General features: G+C 44.7%; 17 protein-coding genes. 4 read left to right on the top strand and 13 right to left on the bottom strand.

All coding sequences use genetic code 11. The features are described 5' to 3' along the window. Positions 1 to 230: 230 nt before the first annotated feature. The gene (locus tag R7Q09_RS06950; protein ID WP_053303803.1) at positions 231 to 1,208 is read left to right on the top strand and encodes a hypothetical protein; all 978 of its coding nucleotides are present in this window, start codon (positions 231 to 233) and stop codon (positions 1,206 to 1,208) included. A 31-nt stretch (positions 1,209 to 1,239) separates the two neighbouring features. On the opposite strand, the gene accD is transcribed toward R7Q09_RS06950, so the two are convergent. Then, complete coding sequence (gene accD, locus R7Q09_RS06945) at positions 1,240 to 2,103, bottom strand: acetyl-CoA carboxylase, carboxyltransferase subunit beta (RefSeq protein WP_047101711.1); 864 nt, start codon at positions 2,101 to 2,103, stop codon at positions 1,240 to 1,242. A gap of 141 nt (positions 2,104 to 2,244) precedes the next feature. Here accD and R7Q09_RS06940 point away from each other — a divergent pair, with 141 nt between their 5' ends. Then, positions 2,245 to 3,144 carry a LysR family transcriptional regulator gene (locus R7Q09_RS06940; RefSeq protein ID WP_258480870.1) on the top strand — a complete coding sequence of 300 codons (900 nt, stop codon included), beginning with the start codon at positions 2,245 to 2,247 and terminating at the stop codon, positions 3,142 to 3,144. 148 nt (positions 3,145 to 3,292) lie between these two features. On the opposite strand, the gene R7Q09_RS06935 is transcribed toward R7Q09_RS06940, so the two are convergent. Then, entirely contained in the window at positions 3,293 to 4,852 is a 1,560-nt protein-coding gene (locus R7Q09_RS06935; protein WP_017635256.1) for a methyl-accepting chemotaxis protein, read from the bottom strand. 550 nt (positions 4,853 to 5,402) lie between these two features. After that, on the bottom strand, positions 5,403 to 6,479 hold the full coding sequence (locus tag R7Q09_RS06930) for a nickel/cobalt efflux protein RcnA (RefSeq protein WP_318070711.1): 1,077 nt from the start codon (positions 6,477 to 6,479) through the stop codon (positions 5,403 to 5,405). A gap of 135 nt (positions 6,480 to 6,614) precedes the next feature. Between R7Q09_RS06930 and rcnR the strand changes: the two genes are divergently transcribed. Then, the gene (gene rcnR, locus R7Q09_RS06925) at positions 6,615 to 6,887 is read left to right on the top strand and encodes a Ni(II)/Co(II)-binding transcriptional repressor RcnR (RefSeq protein WP_005375370.1); all 273 of its coding nucleotides are present in this window, start codon (positions 6,615 to 6,617) and stop codon (positions 6,885 to 6,887) included. Positions 6,888 to 7,153: 266 nt separating this feature from the next. On the opposite strand, the gene R7Q09_RS06920 is transcribed toward rcnR, so the two are convergent. The 6 genes from R7Q09_RS06920 to ltnD all read right to left on the bottom strand — a co-directional run bounded on the left by R7Q09_RS06920 (position 7,154) and on the right by ltnD (position 13,293). Beyond that, positions 7,154 to 8,647 carry a GntP family permease gene (locus R7Q09_RS06920; RefSeq protein WP_258480867.1) on the bottom strand — a complete coding sequence of 498 codons (1,494 nt, stop codon included), beginning with the start codon at positions 8,645 to 8,647 and terminating at the stop codon, positions 7,154 to 7,156. Next, entirely contained in the window at positions 8,647 to 9,606 is a 960-nt protein-coding gene (gene denD, locus R7Q09_RS06915) for a D-erythronate dehydrogenase (RefSeq protein ID WP_017635260.1), read from the bottom strand. Before denD ends, R7Q09_RS06920 begins: the two co-directional genes overlap by 1 nt. Before the next feature lie 61 nt (positions 9,607 to 9,667). Further along, entirely contained in the window at positions 9,668 to 10,444 is a 777-nt protein-coding gene (gene otnI / locus R7Q09_RS06910; RefSeq protein ID WP_047101720.1) for a 2-oxo-tetronate isomerase, read from the bottom strand. Beyond that, positions 10,444 to 11,091, bottom strand: coding sequence for an aldolase (locus R7Q09_RS06905; protein WP_005385078.1), 648 nt, complete (start codon positions 11,089 to 11,091; stop codon positions 10,444 to 10,446). Before R7Q09_RS06905 ends, otnI begins: the two co-directional genes overlap by 1 nt. Before the next feature lie 11 nt (positions 11,092 to 11,102). Then, complete coding sequence (otnK, locus tag R7Q09_RS06900) at positions 11,103 to 12,359, bottom strand: 3-oxo-tetronate kinase (protein WP_258480940.1); 1,257 nt, start codon at positions 12,357 to 12,359, stop codon at positions 11,103 to 11,105. A gap of 25 nt (positions 12,360 to 12,384) precedes the next feature. Beyond that, on the bottom strand, positions 12,385 to 13,293 hold the full coding sequence (ltnD, locus tag R7Q09_RS06895) for an L-threonate dehydrogenase (protein WP_005375356.1): 909 nt from the start codon (positions 13,291 to 13,293) through the stop codon (positions 12,385 to 12,387). 274 nt (positions 13,294 to 13,567) lie between these two features. Between ltnD and R7Q09_RS06890 the strand changes: the two genes are divergently transcribed. Beyond that, entirely contained in the window at positions 13,568 to 14,326 is a 759-nt protein-coding gene (locus R7Q09_RS06890; RefSeq protein WP_005375354.1) for a DeoR/GlpR family DNA-binding transcription regulator, read from the top strand. A 178-nt stretch (positions 14,327 to 14,504) separates the two neighbouring features. On the opposite strand, the gene R7Q09_RS06885 is transcribed toward R7Q09_RS06890, so the two are convergent. Genes R7Q09_RS06885 through R7Q09_RS06870 form a run of 4 tightly spaced genes read right to left on the bottom strand, consistent with a single transcriptional unit; the run spans position 14,505 to position 19,398 of the window. Then, a complete protein-coding gene (locus R7Q09_RS06885) occupies positions 14,505 to 16,259 on the bottom strand; it encodes an ABC transporter permease subunit (protein ID WP_411913104.1) in 1,755 nt (584 codons plus the stop codon). A 4-nt stretch (positions 16,260 to 16,263) separates the two neighbouring features. Then, positions 16,264 to 17,778 carry an ABC transporter substrate-binding protein gene (locus R7Q09_RS06880; RefSeq protein ID WP_213897564.1) on the bottom strand — a complete coding sequence of 505 codons (1,515 nt, stop codon included), beginning with the start codon at positions 17,776 to 17,778 and terminating at the stop codon, positions 16,264 to 16,266. Beyond that, the gene (locus R7Q09_RS06875; protein ID WP_213965112.1) at positions 17,768 to 18,616 is read right to left on the bottom strand and encodes an ABC transporter ATP-binding protein; all 849 of its coding nucleotides are present in this window, start codon (positions 18,614 to 18,616) and stop codon (positions 17,768 to 17,770) included. The genes R7Q09_RS06880 and R7Q09_RS06875 overlap by 11 nt, the downstream gene beginning before the upstream one ends. 20 nt (positions 18,617 to 18,636) lie before the next feature. Further along, positions 18,637 to 19,398 carry an ATP-binding cassette domain-containing protein gene (locus tag R7Q09_RS06870; RefSeq protein WP_318070717.1) on the bottom strand — a complete coding sequence of 254 codons (762 nt, stop codon included), beginning with the start codon at positions 19,396 to 19,398 and terminating at the stop codon, positions 18,637 to 18,639. Positions 19,399 to 19,567 lie beyond the last annotated feature (169 nt).

Raw genomic sequence — 19,567 nt, 5'->3', positions numbered from 1 at the left:
CCTTAAACGCCCCCCTTAACTCTTCCAGATAGAGTTCACGACAATCAAAGGTTCTAAATTAAATTTTGATGCTTGATACCATCTATTTTTATTTGTGACTCATTCCCAATAAGTCATCGAGTGCATATCAAAAGGCTGGCATTAATGGTAAATTCTCCGCCAAATCAAACACATTTACTCCTCCAGTCATTGATGAGTGAATAAAGCAGATATTTGGCTAGGGATAATACATGTCACTTTGGGGATTTTTGGGAGCGGGGATTGCCTACTTCATGACAACGTTTGCCTTTGTTTTTGGTGGCATTTTTTGGTTATGTGCTGAAGGTAATACATTAAGAGAAACAAAGCGCCAATCATCAATAATGTCCGGGGTTATTGCTTGTACTATTGGAACTTGGGTGCTTGCTTTTGGTGTTTACGTTTACGGTTACTTTTGGGATAACTCTTCTCACTATTATTTTTATTTGCTCGCTCCATGGGGACTTGCCATTTTTGGGGTAAAACTTCGTAACCGCTGGGTTAAGCAATACGCGCGTGTAAAACACGCAAAAGAAGAACAGTGGCAAAAACGCTGGCGAGAATTATTAGGGGAAGATACTGAAGAGCTTCCACCATATACACATGATTACGAGCTCTACTCGGGCATTTGGCAAGCCAATGAAGCGCTCCAAGAACAGTGTTTTGCAGCCCTTCCTCACGGGAAAGCAGTCTACGAGAGAGTGAAAGCCTTCCAAACGATGGCCTCCCCCGCTGGTGACATAAACAATCAAGTTTTGCTGAGTAAACTCGATCAACTAGAGGATGAAATCATTCAAGTTCTTGAGCAACACTCGCAAAAGAAAGTAAGCATTGAAACTGGCGCAGGTACTTTACACAAAGAGTCAAAACGCAATGTTTATCACCATGAGAATGGCCCAACAGAAGAGCAACTGTACGACTCAATCAACCTCCAACATGATTTGGATCGAGAGCTACGCAACATTATCTATGATCGGCTCGGTTACGATGGCGAAGATGAGTACTTTTTCCTCCAAGCGCCACTCGAAGAGCTTACCGAGAATGAAACCGCAATCAACTGGATGCTCTGGGGGTTAGTAAGCGACCATTTTGCTGTTGACCCATACCAAACGGCGTTGGATCTCAGCCTAATGAATGCGGAACCAAGATGGGGGCAAAATGAACGGTTTGTAATGATTACGGCTCAATAAACGCAAGTACTAAGTCTAACTTTAATACAACCTATTCTGAGACCACCCTCGCGTTGGTTAACTTAGCCAGTAAGCGACCAACGCGATCGCGCATTTCACGTCTATCGACAATCATATCTAGCGCACCATGCGCTAGTAAAAATTCACTTCGCTGAAACTCGTCTGGTAGCTTTTCACGTACAGTTTGCTCAATGACCCGTCTTCCCGCAAAGCCAATACTTGCTTTAGGTTCACCAATATTGATGTCTCCTAACATGGCTAAACTCGCCGAGACGCCACCATAAGTTTGGTCCGTCAATACTGAGATATAGGGTAATCTGTGCTCAGATAAGTGGTTTAACGCGGCGCTGGTTTTTGACATTTGCATGAGTGCCACCAAAGACTCTTGCATGCGCGCCCCTCCGCAAGCGGAAAAACATACTAACCCAGATTTTGTATTAATTGCGCTTTCAACTGCTCGGACAAACTTCTCGCCAACCACTGCGCCCATCGAGCCTGCCATGAAAGAGAATTCGAATGCACACGCAACAACAGGCAGCCCCAATAACTTACCCTGCATCACCACCAACGCATCTTTTTCTCCAGTCGTTTTCTGCGCTAAAGCAATTCGCTCTTTATATCGCTTTAAGTCTTTAAAACCCAAAATATCTTGTGGCTCCAACTCACTTGCCAACTCTTGTTGTGTTCCATGGTCCAGAAAAGAGATCAACCTTTGACGCGCAGCCATTCTCATGTGATATGAGCATTTAGGGCATACTTCCAAATTTTCTTTTAACGCGGCACGATAAAGTATTTGTTCACACTCAGGACACTTTGTCCAAACGCCCTCAGGGATAGACGCTTTGCGCGAACCTATTATATTTTTATTCTCAAATAACCGTTCTAACCAGCTCATAAATTCACCACTATTAATTACGTTCTAGCGCGATATCTCGTTGTTTGTTCGCTTAAACTTGTAAATAAAATTGTATGTAACTTAGTACAGGGATAAAGTGCGATATGCTGGCTTGATAATCCAATAAAATGGGATAATGAAATGTTTGATAACGTTGACCAAATCTGGTTAAAAAGTTTTCACTGTGTTTATGAGAACAACAGCTTTAAGCGAGCCGCTGAGTGTTTGAACATACCAACATCAAATGTCAGCCGACACATTGCCCTGCTTGAAGAAAAGTTAAACATTAGGTTGTTCAATAGAACAACAAGGCGAATGACGCCTACCGAGGCTGGAGAAGAGCTCTATAGCAGCACTCGTCCGTTACTGGAGCAACTCAACGCCGCACTAGAAACTGTAACGCGCCACTCGCACACGGTAACAGGGGAACTGCGAATTCTTATGCCAGACACACCTGTACTGGCCAAAGCGGTTGTCACCTTTTGCACGCAATACCCGTCAATCTCTTTGTCTTGCGATACAACGCTAAACCCTAAAGATGATGTTATTGACAGCTTTGATGTCATTTTGAGTTTTCACAGAGGGACTTTGTCAGACAGTAACTGGGTGGCGAGAGAGATAAAACGCTGGCCCAGTGCCATTTTAGCCGCGCCTCAACTAATTGAGAAATACGCCACCCCTTACAAAATTACGGATCTAAGTCATGTTCCCTGCATCACGACGCTTACCGCAGTAAATGGTGCACCATGGGTATTCAGAAGCCCTGCTGGGGGCCATATTACTCAAACTGTGCAATCTTCATTCAAAGTAAACAGCGGTCATCTCGCCAGATATGGCGCGTTATCAGGGCTTGGGTACGCAATATTGCCAATTGAGTCATGCCAAAATGAGATCAAAAATGGTGAGCTAGAAATCGTCACTCTAGAGTACGAACCTGAGGATTTAGTGCTTTACGCCTTTTACTCGTCTAGAAAACATGTAGCTAAGAAAATATCTATGTTTGTTGAACATTTAAAGCAAAATGCGAAACTTAACGCTTAGCTAAGCTTTACTCAACTAATTTATCATATTTTGTTTTATCGTCTAGAAAGGACAGACACCGCTAAGCGATTTGAGACTCGATTTTTTCAAATAAAAAAGCCAGCAATTAACATTTACTGGCTTTTTATTAAAGAGGGTCAGTTGGCGTTTAGATTCTAAACGCTCCCACGTGACGATCGAGTGTTCGCGATAGCTCCGCGAGTTGTTGACTTGATTCTTCTAGTTGCTCACTCGCTGTTAGCGCACTTTTCACTGAGTGGCTGACGGTATCCATGTTCATATTAATTTCGTTTGCTACCGTTGATTGCTGTTCTGTTGCGGTTGCTACTTGAGTATTGATATCTGAAATAGTCGTCACTTGTGCAGCTATTGCTTCTAAAGCCTGTCGAGCTAACTCAGTTTCTGCCGTTCCTTCTTCAATAAGAGTCTTACTATTACTCATTGAATTCACCGCACTTTGAGCTTCAGTTTGTAGCTGGTGAATCATATTGTCAATTTCATCGGTAGAATGAGCCGTTTTAGTCGCTAGGTTGCGAACTTCATCAGCAACTACTGCAAAACCTCGGCCGGCATCACCAGCGCGTGCCGCTTCGATAGCCGCATTGAGAGCCAATAGATTGGTTTGCTCCGAAATACCTCTAATCACCTCTAGAATACTACCAATCGACTGAGTATTTTCAGCAAGACTCACGATAATGTTGGAAGTGCTGTTCATCTCGTTTTCAAGATTAGTCATCGCCGTTTTGGTTCTTTCTAGCGTCGTGTAGCCATCTTGCGCTTCATTACTTGCTGCACTCGCAGCATTTGCCGCTCCGGCAGCATTGGAGGCAATTTCATTGACCGTCGCAATCATTTCGTTCATGGATGTGACAACCAGCATGGTTTGCTCGTTCTGCTCTTGCCCTCTTGTGAGCGCTTGTTGAGATTGCCCACGCAAAGCGACAGCTGAACTATTAAGCTCCACACCAGTATTTACAACTTGTGTAATAATCTCATGTACTTTCCCAACAAAAACGTTGAAAGCAGAAGAAATTTGCGCGACTTCGTCATTACCTTTCGCTGGCAAACGAACGGTTAAGTCTCCGTCTCCTTTTGAGATGTCTTGTAGAGCGTCTTTAAGCGCAGAAAGCGGTCTCATCAGTTTATTTAGCAGAAGTGACAGAATCAAAACACACATAACGAAGATCGCCACCATAGAGATCAACTGGTAAGTAATAATTCCATTCGTCGCTTGGCTCACTTCAGTAATAGGAATACCGATATCAAAAGTACCGTATAACTGACCATCCACATAAATTGGTGCCATGATGTCAAACACCCATACTTTCTGGACATCGGCATACCACTTTGAGTACTGTTGAACACCTCTCGTCGCGCCTTCAACAGTATATTCATCGTTATAGGTTTTGTTCAGCTTGTGCTTATCACTGTGGGCTACTGCCGTTACGTTACGGTCAATTACAACGGCATAACTCACGTCTGAACGTTGTTTCAGCCCCTCAACAAGCGATTGTAAATCTTGCATTGGATTGGCTGAGTTCTCCAAAATATAACTCGCATTTCCCGCTAGAAACTCAGCTTGAACTTGGGATTTGTTTAAGATGATGTCATCGATTTTCTGACTCGAAATTAGGTACGTTGATGCCATACTCGCCACGACAGCAATACCAAACATGGCGCAGACTGCTAATAAGATGATTCTTTTCATTATAATTGTCTCAATACAATTCAATTGATGCTCATTAATCGAGCGCTAAGCCTTTCTTCTCCAAAACCAACCAAACTGCATTTTGGGTCTGTTTGGCAGAGCAAGACATAACTTTATAACTATGTATCTGCTTGGTTCCCGATTACTTTAGACAGAAGGAAAAAAAGTCTTCAAAACGTCACATTTCTACGAGGTTTGGCGAAGGGACGAGTACGCAAAAGGAAACGTTTGCATAGTTAAATTTAACTATGCGACCAAATTGGTATCGAACATTAAAGAAAAGACTTCTAATTAGCGTTTTGACCGTCGGGAGCACTGTGGTCAGTGCTCCCGTTTTATCATTTAGTATCTCAGGTTCAGATATTAGAGCCACAATCGCAGCGGTTGTAATACAAGATGTTTGGTGAAGCGAGAATGACTTGGTTTGTAGATATGGCAGCGATGTCAGATCGAGTGATTCTCAATCAAGAATCGGCAGAAAAATAGGCAAACCAAGGCATGAAGCTATTACCCATGCAAAAAGAAAGGAAAAGAATCTTTACCACAGAGTTTAACTTGTCAGCGATATGTATCCATGCATACCCATGTACAAACCAACTGCACTGATCAAGACGCCCGATAAGTAAGGAGCTCGACGTGCAACATCATTCAAACCGCTCCATTTAGATGTCGCTTTTTGCACGCCCACTGCTGCCACAACGCCAACAGCAACCAGAGTCAAGGCTAAGCCAATACTGAATGACACAACTAATGTCGCACCAAGAGTCATTGCCTTAAGCTGCAAACAGATAAGCAAAACCGTTACCGCAGCAGGGCATGGAATCAAACCGCCCGTTAATCCAAACAGCAGAATTTGCCCATTCGTCACGTCTCGATTCTCAAAGCGTTTTTGAATGTCTAAAGCGTGAGCGCGCTCGTGAGCATCTTGATATTCCTTATCTTCGCTTTCTAAATGAGAACCAGAACGGAAATGTACATCAAAGTCATGGGTATGATCATGGTGCCCGATGATCAAAGTGACAGAAAGTCCATTAGAGACTTCAATGCAAGACGCCGATTCCAAGTATCCATCACGCTCTATAAAGTGATAGATATCAGCAGGTTGATAACCATCACTCGATACCGAAACCTTGATACCTTCAGCAGTTAAAGGTTTACCGCTGAGTGTTCGCAATTGGAAACGGTGATGCTCCCCTTCCTGTGTAATCGAAAGCGAAACATGCCCATGTCCTGTATCCACAACTTGCGTCGTCCAATCGCGAGCATGATCCTGAGCTTTGTTCCAAGCTCGCTCATCGCTCCATGTCCGCCAAAACATCCATACGCCAGTTGTCACGATAATGACCCCAGAGATAAGTTGCATCCATGGTTCAGCCGCTTCAGCGGTGAATTTCTGGCTAATATACATCCCGCCAACAGCGATTAACCATACAATTGCAGTGTGAGAAAGTGTGGCAGCTAAACCCAGCATCACGGCTTGTTTGACCGTTCCTTTCACAGCGACAATGAACGCCGCCATCATCGTTTTAGAGTGCCCAGGTTCTAAACCATGCAAAGCGCCAAGCAAAATGGCACTGGGAATAAAGAACCACCCATTACCTTGTTGTAGTAACGCGACAAAATCCATTGTTGTTCTCTGTTGTTGATTCTAATTTATCGCAAACTATACTCCCCCCTAGTATTAAATACTACCCCCCAGTATAAATTGAGTGCTACATTATCAGTTAGAATAACTCGGCCCGTAACTTAAAGAAGATAAGACATGTCGCATACAACCAGAGATCAAAAGAAGCTCAACACTCGAGTCAGTAAAATACAGGGTCAGGTGAATGGACTTAAAAAAATGCTGGAAGAAGAGCATGAATGCCAAGATGTGTTGCAGCAGATTGCCGCTATTCGGGGAGCAGTAAATGGTTTGATGCGAGAAGTAATTAAAGGTCACTTACTTGAGCACGTTGTACTTGAGGAAGACAAAACTCAACGTGAAAAAGATATGGAAGTCGTATTAAAAGTACTGGACTCTTATATAAAGTAACCCTACTTCGCTAGAGTAAAGTCACTAGGGTTAAACTCGAATAGATCCTTTATAGGTAATCGCTTACTAAGCGGGAAATAAAAATTCCATTTCATATTGATTAAGTTGAAAACGGAACCTATATCGGTTCAAGGTAAATAGTTTATTTATAAGAACTAAAACGGCCCAAACATAGGGCCGTTCATACTATTAACAATCTCTAAACCATCTGATAAAAATACATGTTGTGATAGGTTTTTACTTTATGGAAGAGTACAAGTAAACCTTTATACCTCTTGTAATTCGACGTGCTTAGCGCTGTAAGATTTTGTAAATGCAACACACCCCAAAAGTACAGCAAGTGGTAACACGGGATCAAAGATTGAACCATGAGATCCGAAGAATAAGTTAAGAATCATTACTAATGAACCACCAATAGCCCAAGCAATTGTTGTTGGAATAGTCCAAATAATGAGTTGTTTCTTAACCTCAGTCACCCCCATTAATCGATTAACAATATGGAATAGCGAGTCATTAAAGTAGCCAGCAAATAGAGATCCCATCGTAGCTGCCGTCGCTGCGAATAAAAGGTTAACGTCAGGAATATTTACTAAAACTGGGGCAGATATAGAAGCAGCGGTTATCATGGAGACTGTACCAGAGCCCTGAATAATACGAACTAACGTCGCAATAATAAATGGAATCATAACCGCAGAAATAGGAAGCCCTGCAACTTGGTTAGCAATCTCTGCGCCCGCACCCGTTTCACGCAATACGGCACCTAACGCGCCACCAGCTCCTGTTACTAACAAAATGATGCCACAAGTGGAGATTCCTTGTTCCATCTTTTCATTCGCTTCTTCTTTGGTAAGGTTATTACCCAATGTGTAAACCGCTAATAACGTCGCTATTGATAGTGCAATAGTAGGGCTGCCGATAAAAGCGATAAATTGACCAAATGTTGTTGCAGTCAGCCCTTCGAAACCGAGAGTCCCCTCTAATAAACCCATCACTGATTTCGCAAGTATAAGTAAAATAGGGATAATAATTGGAGCGATAGATTTACTTAAAGATGGTAGGTCTTTCGCTTCTTTACTTGCAATGTACTCTTTGTGATCATTAATCAGTTGCTCACTAGACTTCGAGAAATGTTCGGTAGGAATGAATTCAGGAAACTGTTTTTCTAACCATCTTGCATACCAAACAATACCCATGACACAAGGCGCTGCGATCATCAAACCAAAACCTAACATGCTGGCAAGATCGACACCAAAGATACCAGCAACGCCCAAAGGTCCTGGAGTCGGCGGAATAGCGTGATGCGCTACGACCAAGCCGCCCGCCAGAGCAACCGTAAGCGTTAAAATCGAGCGATTGGACGTTTTTGACAAAGACTTCGCTATTGGATAAAGAATGATAAGCGCGCTATCCACAAAGATTGGGATGCTAACAATATAGCCAGTTACAGCAAGAGCGGCCTCTTCTTTCTTTTTTCCTAACCACTTTATAAAATTATAGGCAATACTTTCTCCTGCTCCAGAAGCCTCTAAAATAGCCCCCATCATAACGCCGAGACCGATGACAATCCCTATACCGCCTAATGTTCCACCAAATCCTTTGCTAACGGTCGCAATCGTGTCGTCAACACTTAACCCACCAATAATACCTGCGATACATGCCGCAATTAACATCGCAATTAACACATGTACTTTTGTACGTAATACAAGAAAAACAAGGACTGATACGGCTACTATTAGTCCAATTACTGAGGTTGGTAACATTAGACAATCTCCATATTGTTAACAGAAATAAATTGTTGTAATACATCCTTGAAATTACTGTCTGCTTTAAATCCAAGCTCCAGTTCTTTAGTACAATCAATTTTTTGTGGCCAACTACTCACAATACGATCAATACCCGCATCATGCTCATAAGTAATATAATTAGAAAGTTGTTTACCCATTAGAGTGTCCATTGTTTGAATCATCTCAGCTGGTGTAGTTTGAATACCAGGTAAATTAAGCGTTCTATAGGACAGATTATTTAACTGCTCATAAGGCATTAGCCCTGCATATTGAATATTGTCCACCACTCTAGACGGACTCGATATCCAAAGTTTTAGCGTAGGGTCTACAGGACAATTTGATTCTTGAGCATTCAAAGGCTCACGAATAATTCCGCTTACGAAAGAGCTAGCGGCAAGGTTTGGTTTCCCAGGGCGAATACAAATAGTCGGTAAACGTACGGATACAGCTTTAACAAAGCCTTTACGGGCATAGTCGTTAACCAATAACTCACCTATGGCTTTTTGCGTCCCGTAGGATGACTGAGGATGAAGTGCTGTTATTGGTGTAATCGTTTCCGGAAGATCACCACCAAAGACAGCTAAAGATGAAGCAAACGTAAAACGAATATTAGGGTTTACTTTACGGCAACGCTCAAGCAATAACTGTGTGGTCGTCAGGTTTACAGCTACGCCTAAATCAAAATCTTGCTCAGCATGGCTCGATACAATTGCCGCTAAATGAAAAATGTGTGTCGTTTCGGCAGTAATAACTTGGTCTATATTTTCTCGCTTTGTCATATCCATGACTAAAGAAACGACTCGGTCATCAATGCCCTCTAAGCGCGACTTTTGAATGTCGACAATAGTAATACTTTCAGCTTTGTTTTCTTTTAGTAGTGATTTGGCAAGTAGGGTTCCGAGAAAACCCGCCCCTCCAGTTATGATAATATTCATAGTCACGACCCTTTGTTTTTGTAATTGGTTTCAAGTTATTTATGGATAGAAATTAAAATTGTTATAGGTATGGTTTAACCCAACTAAGGCCCAGCTGCGTGCTATGCCTTGGGTTGTATTCACAACCGATCCAGCCTTGGTAACCAGAGTCATCCAAAACATTGAATAGGTGTGGGTAATTCAGTTCGCCTTCCGATGGTTCGTGCCTTTCAGGCACAGAAGCAATTTGAATATGGCCTGTGTATGGCGCCACATCGCGAATCAACGTACTCAGATCACCGTCCATAATTTGTGCGTGATAGAGATCGAGCTGCAATTTCACGTTTGGACGAGCCACTTGTTTGATGAGTTCCACCGCTTCACGTTGATGTGCAACAAAGTAGTTCGGTACATCGCGATTGTTGAGTGGCTCAATCATCAGCTCAACACCTTGTTCGGCAAACTTATCCGCTGCATAACGAATGTTTGAGATAAAGGTTTCAATATGCTGATCACGAGTGAAGCGTGAATCAACAATGCCAGACATAGCGTGAACCTTTTTACAGTTCAGTGCCTTGGCGTACATCAGCGCAGTCTCGACGCTCGTTTTAAATTCATCCTCACGCCCCGGAATAGCTGCAAAACCTCGTTCACCTGCATCCCAATCACCTGGAGGCATGTTGAATAACGCTTGCTCAAAACCAAACTGCTGTATCTTGCTTGCTAGTTCTTGCGCTTCGAATGCGTATGGAAAAAGGTATTCCACCGCTTTGAAGCCCGCTTGGTGTGCTTTTTCGAAACGATCTAGAAAAGGAACTTCTGTGAATAACATTGTCAGATTTGCCGCGAATTTAGCCATTACTTACCTCTCCCTTTTAGGTCTTGAATCTCAGTATCCGTTAAGTAGCGGATGTTGCTATCTTTAAGAATGAACGCTAGCTTCGCTGTCTCTTCTAGCTCTTCTGCGTTATCCACTGCATCTTCAAAGTCCGTACCCGTGATCACTGGACCATGGTTCGCCAGGAGGAAAGCTCGGTAGTCACTAGCCCGCTGCGCAAGTTCTTCAGCAATCTGAGGGTCGCCCGGGCGCAGGTACGGAATCACTGGCAGTTCGCCAATGCGCATTACAAAGTAAGGTGTGAAAGCTTTGATGGCATTCTCGCGATCTAGACCTTCAAGACAAGAAAGCGCCGTCAAGTAAGTAGAATGCAGATGCACAATCGCATTACACTTTGAGTTATTTCGATAAATCGCCAGATGAAAAGCCACTTCTTTTGATGGCTTTTCACCAGAGATATGGTTGCCATCAATATCCACAACCGAAAGCTCTTCAGCAATCAAGCGGCCGAACGAAGAACCAGTTGGCGTTGCCAGAAAGTGTCCATTAGGCAGTTTTAGAGAAAGGTTGCCAGCGCCGCCAGTCGCATAGCCACGTTCAAACATAGAGCGCGCCATAGTGACCATTTGCTCTCGCAGTTGTTGTTCTGTCATCAATTCTTTATTCATCACAACCTCACCTATTCAAAAAACGACTGTGCTTTGGCAAAGAAGTGTTCATCGCCGAAGTTGCCCGATTTCAGAGCCAAAGAAAGCTCGCCTTCAAGTGACTTCACCCAAGGTACACCTGGTGCGATTTGAGGACCGATATGAAAACCTTTTACGGCTAGGCTTTGGGTTACAACCCCTGAGGTTTCCCCACCCGCAACGATGAAATTTTTCACACCGTGCTGCTGAAGTTTGATTGCAAGTTGGCTAAAGAATTGTTCAACCGCGTGACTTGAAGCATGCGCGCCAAACTCTTGTTGAATCGCTTTTAACGCCGCTGCATCTGCGGTTGCGTAAACCAGTGGTGCGAACTCGCTTTCGATGTTGGTCATGACCCAATCAAACACTTGATTTAAGTAATCTTCTTCCGTCAGACACGCCTTCACATCAATAGCAAAGTGTGGCGCTTTTTCTTTGTAAACAGCGACCTGTTGGTTGGTCATGACAGAACAAGATCCAGATAACACAACGGTTGGTGCCTTTTTAGGGTTCCCCTCTTGCTTCGCATCACTTTGATCTTCAAGGCTCTCTATCCAGTTCTTAGCAATACCCGCAGCCAAACCAGAACCACCAGTTACCAGTTTTAGAGACTTCGCCGCTTGGCCAAGTGTGACAAGATGCTCTGCATTGAATGCATCAACCACTGCGTAGCGGTTGCCTTGTACTTTTAGCTCTTCAAAGCGCTCAATTACCGCTTTTGGACCTTGTTCAATTATTTGGAAGTTCACCAGGCCAGATTTGCCTTGAGATTGAGCATCCATCATACGAACTAGGCTTGAATCAGTCATTGGTGTCACAGGGTGATTACGCATACCTGAGTCGCTTAGCAAGTCTTGGAATACAAATAGATGGCCGTTGAAAACTGTGCGACCATTCACTGGTAATGATGGGCAGACAATGGTGAACGCTTCACCTAGCTCTGCAAGCAGTGCATCCGTTACAGGACCAATGTTACCTTCTGCTGTGCTGTCAAACGTTGAGCAGTACTTGAAGTAAAACTGCTGACAGCCATTTGCTTGCAGCCACTTAAGCGCCGCTACTGAATCCTCGATTGCCTCATCTACAGGACAAGAGCGAGATTTAAGACTGATCACGACCGCATCTGCGTTTACATCAATCTCTTCTTTTGGAATACCGTTAAGCTGAACTGTGCGCATGCCGTTTTCTACAAGAAAACCTGCGATGTCTGTTGCGCCAGTAAAGTCGTCTGCGATAACGCCTAATAACATCATTTTTTCTCCGTTTTACGTGCGCTTATTTCTGTTTGTTTTCTACACCTGGAAGCTCAATACCATCAAAAATCTTGATAACGGCACTGTCGTCCTCCTGGCCAAAACCAGCATTGCTTGCACTCAAAAACATGTTTAGTGCTGTGCTTGATAGAGGAAGTGGAAATTTGAGATCTTTTGCTGTGTCCGATACGAGGTTTAAATCTTTCACAAAGATGTCGACCATAGATTTAGGGGAGTAATCACCATCAACTACATGCTTCATGCGGTTCTCAAACATCCAAGAGTTACCCGCTGCATTCGTCACCACGTCGTACATCAGGTCAAGAGGAATGTTTGCACGTGCCGCTAATGCCATTGCTTCAGCACCAGCTGCGATATGAACACCTGCTAGCAATTGGTGGATAATCTTCACAGTTGCGCCTAGGCCAATCGCTTCACCGATGTTGTAGACTTTAGCTGCCGTTGCGTTGAGTACTGGTTCAAGTGCATCAAATGTGCTTTGCGCTCCCGACGCCATAATAGTCATCTCACCTAATTCTGCTTTTGCAGCACCACCAGATACCGGTGCATCAAGCATCACAAGATTGTGTTCTGCCAATTTCGCTTCAATTTGTTTTGCGTCTTCTGCTGAGATGGTTGCTGAAACCATTACTGGCGTATTCGGCTTAAGCGCTGTAGCAAGACCGGTTTTGAACAAGACCGTGTTAACTTGAGCTGCGTTCACAACAAGAACTAGAACCGAATCAAGCTTATCTGCAAACTCAACTGCATTTGTAGAAACAGCTTTTGCACCGAATGAACCTAACTCTTCAAGCGCTTGAGAATTTAAATCGAAACCATAGACATCTAGGCCTGCACGCACACATGACTTTGCGGCGCCCATTCCCATAGAGCCTAAACCGATAACACCTACAGATTGAACTTCACTCATAAAAACAATGCCTTCTGGTCTATTAAACTTTGTTAATTCTTGTTTGGTTGATGTGATTATATGTGAAGATTAATACTAAGACCTCGCTTTGAATCACATTTTTTCACACAAATTAACAATGTCGTGATATATACCTCTTTATGGGCAGAGATATTCCGAGCAGTTAACACAAGCGAAGGCTGTTCTTACAACGTTGAGAACATAATTCACAGATATTCACAACAAATAAAAAGATTGGTAGGATACTGAAAAACAAGAATATAGAAGTGAAACTATGATCCCAGCAGAACGTCAAAGAACCATATTATCCCTGTTATCACATCAAGAAGTGTTAAGCATTTCAGATTTAACCGACCACCTTGGCGTATCACATATGACCATTCGTCGTGATATCGTGAAGCTTGAATCCTCAGGTAAAGTCGTTTCTGTTTCTGGTGGAGTGCAACTCGCTCAAGCTCTACATTCCGAACTTTCCCATGATGCGAAGGTCGAGCAACAAGCGGATGAAAAAATTCAAATTGGTAAGCTGGCGGCTACGTTAATTGGTCAAGACGCTACGATTTACTTGGATGCGGGAACAACCTCTCTAGAAATCGCCCATCAAATAGCAAATCGTAATGATCTTTTAGTGATCACCAATGACTTCTCTATTGCTGCTTTCCTTATGACGCACAGTGAATGTGAGCTTTACCACACTGGGGGAAAAATTGACCGTGAGAACCAATCCACCATTGGTGGAAAAGTCGCAGAGTTCTTGAATGGGCTAAATATTGATATCGCCTTTATTTCGACTTCATCTTGGAGCTTGAAAGGCTTATCAACACCTAATGAAAATAAAGTTCTCGTTAAAAAAGCAATCATCAAGGCGGCACAAACCAATTATCTGATCTCAGACTCAACTAAATACGGTCAGATAGCGAGCTTTCATGCATTAGACATCGAGCAATTGGACGGAATTATTACCGATCGAAACCTATCCGAAGTGGTCACTCAAGAATTAACGGATAAAGGATTACGTGTGTATAAAGAGTAACACTACCTAAACATCTGAGTTCGCGTAACTTTTATACTCGTTAATTTATAGGTGCTTCCAATATACATAGACCGTGCTGTGTACTTTCTGGCAGAAAACACATCCTTTTGTTTTCTAAATTACCAAATTACTGATTACATCTGGGATATGGAAGCTCACTTCACTTTATCGCTGCTCGTCACTTGTCATCAAAAATCAAATTCACCGCAATTGCCATCAAAACTAAGCCTGAAATTGGCAGCAAAACACCTAATGGTGAGCGCTCTATGTAAGGCAAGTTTTCCGCAATCAATAAGCCCCACTCAGGTTCTGGCGGCTTAACGCCAAGTCCGATAAAACTCAGAGACGTCAGGCTGAGCGTAATGTACGGCAAACGCAGAAACGCATGACGAATCAATGGCGGCAGCACATAAGGTAACAAGTAGTAACGGAGTACTCGCCACTGACTGGTTCCCCAAATGGGCGCAAGATGCGTGTAAGGCTGCGCTTTGGCTTCCATCAACAAACTTGCACAGTGCGCTGCTAATGGTGCCCATGACACCATAACAATCGCAATCAAGGCACTATTTGGGTTCATCCCCGTTAGACCAGCAATCAGCAGACCCGCCACAATGTATGGCACACCTTTGGTGATCTCAATTAAGCCTTGGCTATAACGAGTCACGAAGCCGAGCAGCAAACCAATCACCAAACTTAGGAACGTTGCGATGATGCCCATTTTGATTGTCGACATCATACCGCCGCCAACGCGAGCAAGCAGATCTCGCCCGACCGCATCAGCACCAAACGGTGCTGCCAAGCTTGGCGATTCAAGGCGGGTAAATTGGATGGTGTAAGGATCGCGCATTAACGCCCATCCCGCACAACCAATCAGCAAGGTAAAAATTGTGGCACTGACGATACGTTTGGTGGTGCTTTGGGTAAAACGGAACGTACTGTGACTGCTGATCAGCTTGCCACTTGTGACACTTTGCCCGAGTAACCAGCGTTGCAATAAGATGCTCGCACTGCTGATCAACATCGAGAACACCAGCAACACCAACAAGCCACCTTGCAGCATCGGCAGATCTTGTGACTTCGCTGCGCCTAAGATTAGTCGTCCGATACCCGGAATGGAGAACACTTGCTCCACAGCAACCGCGCCGCCGGTCAAACCAATCACCGTCATTGCGATTTGAGGAATCAAGTTACTAACGGCACGCCACAAGGCAAAGCGTAAGATTTGAAACTTACTGAAGTTCGCCGATAGCCAAGTGATCACCCAAGGCTCATCTAGTACACGCTTGAGGCTGTCATTGAGCAAGCGCCCGAACAAGCCAGCAGCAGGCAATGCCATTGCCAAACTGGGCAGCCAAAGGTTTTGTACACCTTGCCAACCATAAGGCGGGAACCAACCCAACCAGATGGAAAATACCATGATCAGCAGCGAAGCAATCACGTATTCAGGCAATGAAACCAACACCGAACTGAGCGTGTCATGATGCTTGTCTAAACGATTCTGTTGCCAACGACGCACGGTGTAAAGCACGCTCGCCATGCACATTACAAATGCCATGCCCAGCGCTGTAAGCATCAATAGTAGCGACGTTTTTGCAGTTTGTTGAACGCTCTCCATCACGGATGCGCCGCTCACCCAAGAGACACCTAAGTCACCTTGCATGGCAAGCGTCAACCAATCCCACAGTCGCTCAGCAGCGCTGCGGTCAAGTTGAAGATCTTCTCGAATGGCTTGCAGAGCTTCTGCCGTCAGCAATTGTTGAGCCCCCGCACGGGCACGGAGGATTGATTGGCTTGGGTCGATACCTGCAATATCCGGCATCAAACCCACCAGCACAACCACTACCCCGAGTGATAGGAAGCGCGACAAAAAACGCGTAAACCATTCAGGCATACAAGCGCTCCAACGAGAGCGCATGTTGGCAACAGACGACATCGAGTTAGTTCACCTCAGTAAACTGGTCGAGCAGGCGACGCTCACGTGGGTCACGTTGTGCGTTCTTCACGCGGTCACTCTCACCTTGGATTACACGCTCGTGAAGCAGTGGAATCACAGCGTATTGCTCAAGGATTTTGCTTTCTGCTTCGATGATCGCTTGTTGGCGTTTCTCACCCAAAGGTTGACGATCAGCGTGTTTCAATGCAGCATCCACTTCTTCAGAGCAGAACTGACCTAGGTTGTAAGAACCTTTACAGCTAAAGTCACTTTGCATGTACGCCACTGGGTCACCAGAATCCAACACTGTTGCACGTGACAACAAGAACGCATCGAACTTACCTGCTAGTGCATCGTTTTCGATTTGTGCGTATTCACGAACGTCTAGTTCAACCACAAAGCCAGCCGCTTCAAGTTGTTGCTTTAGCAGCACCGCTACTTCTGGCAGCTCAGCACGGTCGGTAAATGTACCGATGGTGATCTTCTCACCGTTCGCGTGGCGCATTTCCATGGTTTCCATACGAGGGTTCGCATCACGAATTGGTTGAGCCCATGCCAATGCTGGACCTAACAGACCTTTCGCTGAATCGGCGTGGTTCTCGTAAACCGTTTTGATGATTTGCTCACGGTTAACCGCTTGAGCTGCTGCTTTACGCAAACCGAACTGGCTAAACACATCTGATTTATTGTTAAGGTAAAGCGTGTTGGTACGTGGCATTGCAACTTCATGCAGTTGTGAAGATTCCATCATCGCGATTTGCGAAACAGGAACCGCTTCAACGACATCCGCCTCACCGGTACGTAGTGCAGCAGCACGAGCAAAACCGTTTGGTACGTATTCAGCAAAGATACTGTCTACTTTTGCTTTTTCACCCCAGTAACCGTCAAAACGCTTCAGTTTTGCGCTGGTTGTCCCGTTGATTTCTGTCAGAACGAATGGACCCGTACCCGCATTGATTGGCACAACACGACCGTTTTCTTGATATGCAGCACCAGAAAGGATCGCTAGCTGTGGGCTAGAAAGACGGCTTGGCAACAGTGGATCGTTAAAGGTCGTTTTGATTTCAACAGTGAAGTCGTCCAATGCGCGAACTTGCCATTCGATACCGTCCAAGATGCGTGGTTTAGGTGCGGCATCTAATGCTTTTTGCAGAGAGTTCACGACCGCGTTGGCATCAAGCTCAGAACCATCGTGGAATTTCACGCCTTTACGTACCTTAAATTGCCACGTCATCGGGTCAACTTGTTCCCACTCTGTTGCCAGCATAGGCTCTGCTACCGACTGATCGTTTAGGTTCACCAACGTTTCTGCCGTGCTCCAACGTGACAGTTTGAACGCGTCATCTGAAAGTGGCGACAAACCTGTGCGTGGTGGTTGCATCATGGCAACGCGAATTTCCGTTGCTTGTGGTGCAGCTGCTTTTTCCGCTTCTGGCTTACTTTCGCCAGAGTCAAAACAACCCGTCAGCAGTGCGCTTAAAGCCAGCGACAAAGCTAACTTGGGAGTACTAAGGTGCATAAGAAACCTCTCCAATGGTTTTTGTGAATTCATTACTTTTGTGTTGAGCGCTCATCAAGGCTCTCGTGATCAAGTGCGATGGGTTAGTTGTCACGTTTTGTGCCGTGCCGTGCTCGACAACGCGTCCTTTGTCTAACACTAGGATTTCATCGCATAGGGTTTGTGCCGCATCGAGGTCATGTGTCACCAAAATCAGGCGCATCTGACGACTCTTTTGAATGCCGGCCAACAAGTCGAGAATCTGTTTACGACTGACGGGATCTAGGCTGCTGGTTGGCTCATCGGCAACCAACACGCAAGGTTCGACAATCAAAGCTCTGGCAATAGCCACACGTTGCGCTTGCCCAACTGATAATTGCTGCGGGTTGCGATCCAGCAATGTGAGATCCAAACCGACATCCGCCAAAACCTTTTCCACCTTCTCGTTAAGCTCTTGCGTCAAACCAATGTTGCTTAACGGCTCCAGTAAGATCTGGCGAACGGTGTAATACGGATTCAAGCTAGACTGCGGCTCTTGCGGAATCAGTTGAATGTGCTGACACAACTCTTGTCGCTGCTTAGCCGAGCTACGCGATAGCGGATAGCCACACACATACACTTCACCAGATGTGGGCTTACGAAGACCGAACAAAAGCTCAATCAAGGTCGATTTACCCGCACCAGAAGGACCAACAATCGCAATATTCTTTGTGTCGATAGCAAGATCCAATTGTTCAAGCGCTTTAAACGGTTTACCCCCTAACCAACTTGGTTTGGAGTAATAGTGAACACTGGCTTGCTCAAAGCGAACTTCCGCCGATTTAGGCTGCGTGTGCCCGCTCAAGTTGTGCTTAGTCAAAATAGGCTCCAGAGATGAGGTTAAGGCAGCAGTTGCGCAAGTTGTTGGCAGAAAGGATGCGAACTTTGCTGAATGGCTTGCCATGGTGCGCCATAAGCCACCATGGTGTTGTCCGCAATCACCAAGACTTTGTCACACGCCAAAGCCGCAGATAGATCGTGCGTGATCAACAAACCACTGATGTTGCGTTGCTGAACACTACTGCGAAACAACTCAAGGATCTCCGCTTCGGTGATTGGGTCGAGCGCACTGGTGGGCTCATCAGCGATGATCAAGTTGGCACTACCAAGCAACGCAATCGCAATACAAATACGCTGACGTTGACCACCAGATAGCTGGCTTGGATGCTGCGCCAATGCTGCTTTTGGATCCGCAAATCCGAGTTGAGACAACAAGGTCGTCACCGTTTCTCGGTTTGCTGAAGAAAAGCGCGTTTTGTTGCCCGTCAATGCCAAACACAGTTGTTGTTCGACAGACGCCAATGGATTCAGTGCTTTAAGTGCATCTTGGAAAATGACCGCAGGACGCTGAGATTGACTACGTTGCAGCATGGCAGTTTGTGTGACTTCACTGCTGTTAAGCTGGATACTTCCGTCTACCCAAATATCAGACGGCAAAAAACCTGCGACGGCTTTCGACAACATGGATTTACCAATGCCGGAAGGTCCCATAATGGCAAGAACTTCACCTTGAAACAGCTCAAAAGAAATGTCTTTGAAGAGTGTGCGTTCTGAGTCTGTAAGGCTGAGATTATTAACGGAGAGTATTGGTCGAGAAATCACGGCATCAAAATAAATGTAATAATATAACATCACAAATAATATCATGCGGGTTAAAGCAAGGAAACCAGTCGGAAAGGTTATTTCATCACCTTTTTCAGATTTATCAACAAGGGCAGATGGCTCCACCCTTGTTATAAGAACATCTAAATTAGGTCGTTTGTGACAGTGT

This window comes from Vibrio sp. 2130-1 (assembly GCF_033339515.1).
Note: the sequence above shows the minus strand (reverse complement) of the source record. Positions and strands in the feature narration are given on the sequence as shown.